General features: G+C 63.2%; 5 protein-coding genes, 1 tRNA gene and 1 pseudogene. 3 read left to right on the forward strand and 4 right to left on the reverse strand.

What is annotated here, in order from left to right:
* Nucleotides 1-154: 154 nt before the first annotated feature.
* Complete coding sequence (gene xseA, locus BGO16_RS17550; protein ID WP_292620444.1) at nt 155-1765, reverse strand: exodeoxyribonuclease VII large subunit; 1611 nt, start codon at nt 1763-1765, stop codon at nt 155-157.
* A gap of 80 nt (nt 1766-1845) precedes the next feature.
* On the opposite strand from xseA, the gene purD reads away from it, so the two are divergent.
* Nucleotides 1846-3126 carry a phosphoribosylamine--glycine ligase gene (purD, locus tag BGO16_RS17555; RefSeq protein ID WP_292620445.1) on the forward strand — a complete coding sequence of 427 codons (1281 nt, stop codon included), beginning with the start codon at nt 1846-1848 and terminating at the stop codon, nt 3124-3126.
* 96 nt (nt 3127-3222) lie between these two features.
* Here purD and hisN read toward each other — a convergent pair whose 3' ends face one another.
* Complete coding sequence (gene hisN, locus BGO16_RS17560) at nt 3223-4008, reverse strand: histidinol-phosphatase (protein ID WP_292620446.1); 786 nt, start codon at nt 4006-4008, stop codon at nt 3223-3225.
* Nucleotides 4009-4511: 503 nt separating this feature from the next.
* Nucleotides 4512-5399 carry an N-formylglutamate amidohydrolase gene (locus BGO16_RS17565; RefSeq protein ID WP_292620447.1) on the reverse strand — a complete coding sequence of 296 codons (888 nt, stop codon included), beginning with the start codon at nt 5397-5399 and terminating at the stop codon, nt 4512-4514.
* A 186-nt stretch (nt 5400-5585) separates the two neighbouring features.
* On the opposite strand from BGO16_RS17565, the gene cpdR reads away from it, so the two are divergent.
* Both cpdR and BGO16_RS17575 read left to right on the forward strand, forming a co-directional pair.
* The gene (cpdR, locus tag BGO16_RS17570; RefSeq protein WP_009797255.1) at nt 5586-5945 is read left to right on the forward strand and encodes a cell cycle two-component system response regulator CpdR; all 360 of its coding nucleotides are present in this window, start codon (nt 5586-5588) and stop codon (nt 5943-5945) included.
* A 74-nt stretch (nt 5946-6019) separates the two neighbouring features.
* Nucleotides 6020-6094: transfer RNA gene (locus tag BGO16_RS17575), tRNA-Val, on the forward strand.
* Between the two features lie 266 nt (nt 6095-6360).
* Here the strand turns inward: BGO16_RS17575 and BGO16_RS17580 are convergent.
* A pseudogene (locus BGO16_RS17580) lies at nt 6361-6974 on the reverse strand (recombinase family protein); the annotation flags it as partial.

Consider the following 6974-nt stretch of genomic DNA (forward strand, 5'->3'; position numbering starts at 1 on the left):
TCTAACATTTGCAAGAACTCCCTGCGGCAACGGGATGCAAATGTTAGAATTGGACCACTAGAGTCTGGTTCAACTGCATTGAATCAGATCGCCTATCTTTTTGTTTGAGCATGATCTTTTCCGAAAACCGGTTTCCACTTTTCGGGATCATGCTCTAGAAAAGATCTCCCTGATCGCCGGGCTTCGCAATGCGGCGGGCGGGTGCGGCCTTGGTTCGGCCTTTCGAGCCGGACGATGTCGCAGCCAGCCGATCGTTGTCGGCGGTCGCGTTCACCCGCCCGTCCGCGAATTCAAGCGTGAGTCGTGCTCCGGGATCGACCGCCGATGCGCTTCGCAACGCCTGCCCGGCGTCGTCGCGGACCAGCGCGAAGCCGCGTGCGAGCACGCCGCGATAGGACACCGCCGCCAGCAACTGGCCGGAATGCGCGATGCGGGCCTCATGCCGCTGCAGCAAGGTGACGAGGGCCCGCCGCGCCCGCTCGGCGAGGCGCTGGGTGCGTTCGTTCGCGCGTGCGATCTGGGCGTGCTGCGCCTGCGCATTGGCGAGGCGCGAAGCCGTGAGCCGCACAGCCAGTCCGGTGAAGTGATCGCGGCGATGCCGCAAGACGACCTGCGTGCAATGTGCGAGCCGCGCGCCGGTCGCGGCGACGGATTGTTTGGCGTGGCTGACCTGCGCGCGCAGAACGCGCAGCGTGAGACCGCTCGAGATTTGCGTAAAGCGGCGATGATGCAGGTGCGTGCTCGCACGCAAGGCACGCGGCAACGCGGCGGCGGCGCCGTCGAGCTTTTGCCTGGGGATCGCCAGCAACTCGCCTGCTTCCGGCAGCGCGCGGGCGGCCGAGCGCAATTCGGTGCGCCGGTCGTCATGACCGCGCCGCCAGCCGACCATGGCGCGTGCCGCGAGGTTGGAGAGTTCAACAAACAGGTCGGCGCGGACCGGCACTGCGATTTCGGCCGCCGCGGTCGGTGTCGGAGCCCGCTTGTCGGCGGCGAAGTCGATCAGCGTGATATCGGTCTCGTGGCCGACCGCGGAGATCAGCGGGATCATGCTGTTCGCGGCCGCGCGGACCACGATCTCCTCGTTGAAGGACCACAGGTCTTCGAGCGAGCCGCCGCCGCGCGCGACGATCAGAAGATCGGGACGCGGAATGCGTCCATCTTCCGGCAGCGCATTGAAGCCGTCGATGGCGGCCGCGATCTGTTCCGCCGAGCCTTCGCCCTGCACCCGCACCGGCCACACCAGCACGCGGCGCGGAAAACGGTCCTCCAGCCGATGCAGGATATCGCGGATCACCGCACCGGTCGGCGAGGTCACCACTCCGATCATTTCGGGCAACCAGGGCAGCAGTTGCTTGCGGGCTTCGTCGAAAAGTCCTTCCGCCGCGAGCTTCTTCTTGCGCTCCTCCATCAGCGCCATCAGCGCGCCGATTCCGGCGGGCTCCAGCGCCTCGATCACGATCTGGTATTTCGACGAGCCGGGATAGGTCGTCAGCTTGCCGGTCGCGATGACTTCGAGGCCTTCCTGCGGCTTGAACCGCATCCGGCCATGAACGCCTTTCCAGATCACCGCCTCGATCTTGGCGCTCTCGTCCTTCAGCGCGAAATAGCAGTGGCCCGAGGCGTGGGGACCGCGAAAGCCCGATATTTCGCCGCGCACACGCACATGGCCGTAGGTATCCTCCACGGTGCGCTTCAGCGCCGAGGACAGTTCGGAGACGGTATATTCCGGCGCGTTCGGCAATAATTGTGCAGGGCCTGCGGGCATCTGGCTCCCTTCTGTTGCGCCTCCGCCTTACCATGCTAAAGCGTCGGTCAACCATCGAAAATCCTTATCGGCAGTCGTCCATGAATATTCTCCTGCTCGGTTCCGGCGGCCGCGAACATGCGCTGGCCTGGAAAATCGCCGACTCCGTGCTGCTGACGAAACTCTGGTGCGCGCCGGGCAATGCGGGGATCGCGCGCGTCGCCGAATGCGTATCGCTCGACGTCGCCGACCATGCCGCGGTGATCGCATTCTGCAAGGCCAACAAGATCGATCTGGTGGTGGTCGGGCCGGAAGCGCCGCTTGCCGCCGGCATCGTCGACGATCTCGCGGCCGCCGGCATCAAGGCGTTCGGGCCGAGCCAGGCCGCAGCCCGGCTTGAAAGCTCGAAGGGCTTCACCAAGGATCTCTGCCGCGACAACAACATTCCGACCGCCGCCTATGAGCGCTTCAGCGATGCCGCGGCGGCGAAGGCCTACATCGCCGCGAACGGCGCGCCGATCGTCATCAAGGCTGACGGGCTTGCCGCGGGAAAGGGCGTCGTGGTCGCGATGACGGTCGAGGACGCGAACGCGGCGGTCGACATGATATTCGAGGGCGGTTTCGGCGCGGCCGGCGCGCAAGTGGTGATCGAGGAGTTCATGCGCGGCGAGGAGGCGTCGTTCTTCGCGCTGTGCGACGGCGAGCACGCGCTGGCGCTGGCGACGGCGCAGGATCACAAACGCGCCTTCGACGGCGACAAGGGACCGAACACCGGCGGCATGGGCGCTTATTCGCCGGCGCCCGTCATGACTGACGAGATGTGCCGCCGCACCATGGACGAGATCATCTTTCCGACACTGCGCGCCATGCGCGCGAGAGGCGCGCCTTTCAAGGGCGTGCTGTTCGCGGGCCTGATGATCACCGACGATGGGCCGAAGCTGATCGAATACAACGTGCGCTTCGGCGATCCGGAGTGCCAGGTGCTGATGCTGCGGATGATGGGAGACATCGTGCCGGCGCTGTTTGCCGCTTGCGACGGACAGTTGAACCATTTCAGCCTGCGCTGGTTTCCCGATCCGGCGTTGACCGTTGTCATGGCGGCGAAAGGGTATCCCGGCGACTATGCAAAGGGCACGCCCATTGAAGGGCTCGACGAGGCAGCCAAGGTCGAGGACGTGGAGATTTTCCAGGCCGGAACGAAGGAGGAGGGCGGTCGCATCCTCGCCAATGGCGGGCGCGTGCTGAATGTCTGCGCTTCGGGCAAGACGGTTGCGGAGGCGCAGGCGCGCGCCTACGAGGCGGTGGATCGCATCATATGGCCCGACGGCTTCTGCCGCCGCGACATCGGCTTCCAAGCGGTTGAGCGGGAGAGCGGCGTATAGTTTCATCCCGCGCGGGTGTTGCGACGGGTTGCATTGGCGGCCGCAATCGTCTCGAATCCGGTGTCAGGCGCGTCTTCCCGACCAGAGCGCGCCGACCTAGTGATTCAACAGTTTCAGCGCGGCCTCATGCACGCGTGGATCGCCGGCGGCGACGACGCGGCCGCCGCCTTGCGCGGGCTCGCCTTCCCAGGTCGTGATCACGCCGCCCGCCCCGGTGATGATCGGGATCAAGGCTGCGATGTCATAGGGTTTCAGTTCCGTCTCGATGACGAGATCGAGATGGCCCGCCGCCAGCATGCAGTAGGAATAACAGTCGCCGCCATAGCGCGTCAGCCGGACCTCGGCCTCGACCTTGCCGAAGGCTGCACGGTCGTCGGGATTCATCAGCAGCGGACTGGTCGTAAACGAGGTCGCCTCTTTCAGCGATGCGCACCGGCGCACCGCGAGCTTGCGCTCGCCTGATGGCCCGTGATAGCGCGCGGAGCGGTTGTCGCCGCTGAACCGCTCGCCGATGTAGGGCTGGTGCATCATGCCGTAGACCGGCATGCCGCGATGGAGCAGCGCGATCAGCGTGCCCCAGATGGGAAAGCCGGCGATGAAGGACTTCGTGCCGTCGATCGGGTCCAGCATCCAGACGTATTCGGCGTCTTCGTTCTGATTGCCGAATTCCTCGCCGACGATGCCGTGCTGCGGAAAGCTCGCCTTGATCATCCGGCGCATGACCGCCTCGGCGGCCCGGTCCGCCTCCGTGACCGGGTCGAAGCCCCGGGTGTCACACTTGTTTTCGACGTCGAGAAGAGATGTTCTGAAGAACGGCAGAATGGTCTCGCCCGCGGCCGTCGCGAGACGGTCTATGAAGGCGGTAAAATCGATCACCGTCACGTCTTTACCTCATCGGGCGATGGCTGCGCGTCGCGCGCCCGCGCGCCCCCAAGTTGAGCGCCTCCTATACATGCAGGAATCCGAAATCGCACCGTTTGCGATCCATTGCGCGGCAGTTATCCCGCTTTGGGGTGCCGGACATGAGGGATATCCGCGCTGATCGGAGGGGAATCGGCCGTGCCGCGTCTTTTGTCCGGACTGAGGCGATTCCCCCTGGAAATTCGTATTAAGAAATTGGTTTTGCTTAATAAATTAGTCGTCAGTCGCCTTTGCGACAAAATCAGAATATGCCTAATCGGAGGAAAATCGTTATGAAACCTCTTGCCTTTTGTGCAGCGCGGCCACATATTGTTGCGGTGCGGTAGCCCTCGCGCTGCCGCTGCCCTCCTTGGGCGTTTCCTCCCAGACTTGGGCCGCTTGGTTTGACGAGCGGCCCTTTTTCTTGGCGCCTGGCTGCAAGGGGACGGTGGTTTCGAAGTCCTCGCCGCCTCGCAGGCGACGGTTTATTCGGCGGCCGACCTGAACGTCCCGAGATCGCCGAGGGGAATCGCGGCCAGCGCGTCGGCGAGCGTCATGAAATCCGCCGCTACTTGACGGAAGCGCGGGCCGCGCTCGCGGCGGCGTTCGTCCATGTAGACCGCGCGGTTGAGTTCGAACTGAACCGCGTGCAATCCACTGGCCGGATTGCCGTAATGTTCGGTGATGAACCCGCCGGCGTAGGGTTTGTTGCGGCCGACCGAATAGCCGAGGCCGCTCATCACGTCCTCGATGATGTTCGGAAGCAGCGGCGCGCAACTGGTGTCGTAGCGATCCCCGATCACGATATCGGGTCGCCTCGGTTCATCGTGCGAGATGCCGGTCGAGGGCATCGAGTGGCAATCCACGATGATGGCCGTTCCGAACGTCTGGTGGGCTTTGTGAATCAGCCGCCGCAACGCGCGATGGTAGGGTTTGTAGAGCAGTTCGATGCGGCCGAGGGCGTCGTCGACGCTGAGACGCTCGCGATAGATCTCCTGACCGTCCCCGACGACGCGCGGAATGGTGCCGAGGCCGCCGGCCACCCGCATCGATCGCGTATTGGCGAAGCTCGGCAGCCGACCGGTGAACATCCTTGGATCGAGTTCATAGGGCTCGCGGTTGACGTCGACATAGGAGCGGGGAAAGTTGACCCGAACCACCGGAAAGCCGGCGTCGACGAGGCCGGCGATCAGTTCGTCCATGAACGAGTCTTCGGACCGGCGAAGGCTGGCCAGGTCGATCCGCGAAGCGGCCAGAAACTGCTCCGGATAGTTCGAGCCGGAGTGCGGGGAATTGAAGATGATGGGAGACCGCCACGTCGCCGGCTCAGCGATCTCGAAAGGGGGCGGCTGGCCGCTGTCAAACTGGGTCATTGCCGGGCGTCATCCTGAAATTGCGCAGCCTACTGTCGAATGTCGTCTGGACAGGCGCTTTTCGAGCCTGCATTGTCGATAATCGCAGCCATTCTGCCAAGCCAAAGTTCGCTTTCACCCCAAATTTACCATCATCAGGCTAAGTAGGGGCGGCTACTCCTCCAAGTCGGGCCCGATACCACCGCCATGCACAAAATCCTCCTTGCCGAAGACGATAACGACATGCGCCGATTCCTGGTCAAGGCGCTGGAAAACGCCGGTTTCAAGGTATCGTCCTATGACAACGGCCTGTCAGCCTACCAGAGGCTGCGCGAGGAGCCATTCGAAATGCTTCTCACCGATATCGTGATGCCGGAAATGGACGGGATCGAACTGGCGCGTCGTGCGTCGGAACTCGACCCCGATATCAAGATCATGTTCATCACCGGCTTTGCCGCCGTCGCGCTGAATTCCGATTCCGAGGCGCCCAAGAACGCCAAGGTGCTCTCCAAACCGGTGCACCTGCGCGAATTGGTCAGCGAAGTGAACAAGATGCTGGCGGCGTAATTCATGCTCGCCCGTGCTTGCCTGTCAGCACCGGAGCCGATATAGGTCGCGGCGACCCCATGTGGACGTTTTTCGGGCGCGTAGCTCAGCGGGAGAGCACTACCTTGACATGGTAGGGGTCACAGGTTCGATCCCTGTCGCGCCCACCACCCAGTCTGTTGTTCTGCCATTGTATGGAGACTGACGGGAAAGGCCCGCGGTTGGCGGGGTTTTCTGACTCCGGTTTTGTGCGCCGTTGTCTCCGTTCGTGGATGTGGCCGTTTCTCAGCCCCTGTCTCTGGTCCGAAAATTCCCGTTCCTGGCAGGATTCCGTTCAGCTCAGAAGAAAGGCCTGCTTGCCGGACGCCGCGCAGACCCCGGCGCGGGACGTGGCCACAGGACGATGCGAGTCGAATAGACGACCTCAACCTTGTTTTCAAAACCTGGGCAATCCGAGTTTCACGTACTGTTTCGACCATTCGGGCGGCGCATCGCGGAGTTCTGCGATGCCGATACCACGAGGCAGGCGACCTTCGACCGCCGCCTTGACCAGTGACGGGGCGAGGAAAGCCATCGACAGTGTCAGATTGATTTGCCGGACGCTGCACTTTTGCCTGACGGCAATCTCTTGGATAGTTGCCCGTCCGGAGACGATCTCGTCCAGCCATTGCCGGCCGCGTGCAATGGCACGGATCAGGCCGGCGCGACGCTCGGCGCGGATTGGTCGTGTTCGCCGGGGAGAGGCGGATGCGGGTTGGATCACATCTCGGAACCTGCGCATCGGCGGCTTGGTCCAGGGAATCAGGACGACCTCGCCTTGCGTGGTGCCGGCATCGTCGTGTCGAGCCAGTTCATGGTCATGAGTTAGCATGGTTTCGATCGTCTTGAGGGTTACAGCCAAGTGCTTGGTGCGAACCTCGACCTTTGCGATACGGGCGGCGACGGCATTTTGCTCTCCGAGCGACCCTGACCATTGTTCCCCGGACTTTGTCAGTCGGTCACCTACGGCATTGATGATCAGCGCCTCGATCTGGTCTGCGGGGACGCGCG

The organism is Nitrobacter sp. 62-23 (assembly GCF_001897285.1).
Taxonomy (GTDB): domain Bacteria; phylum Pseudomonadota; class Alphaproteobacteria; order Rhizobiales; family Xanthobacteraceae; genus Nitrobacter.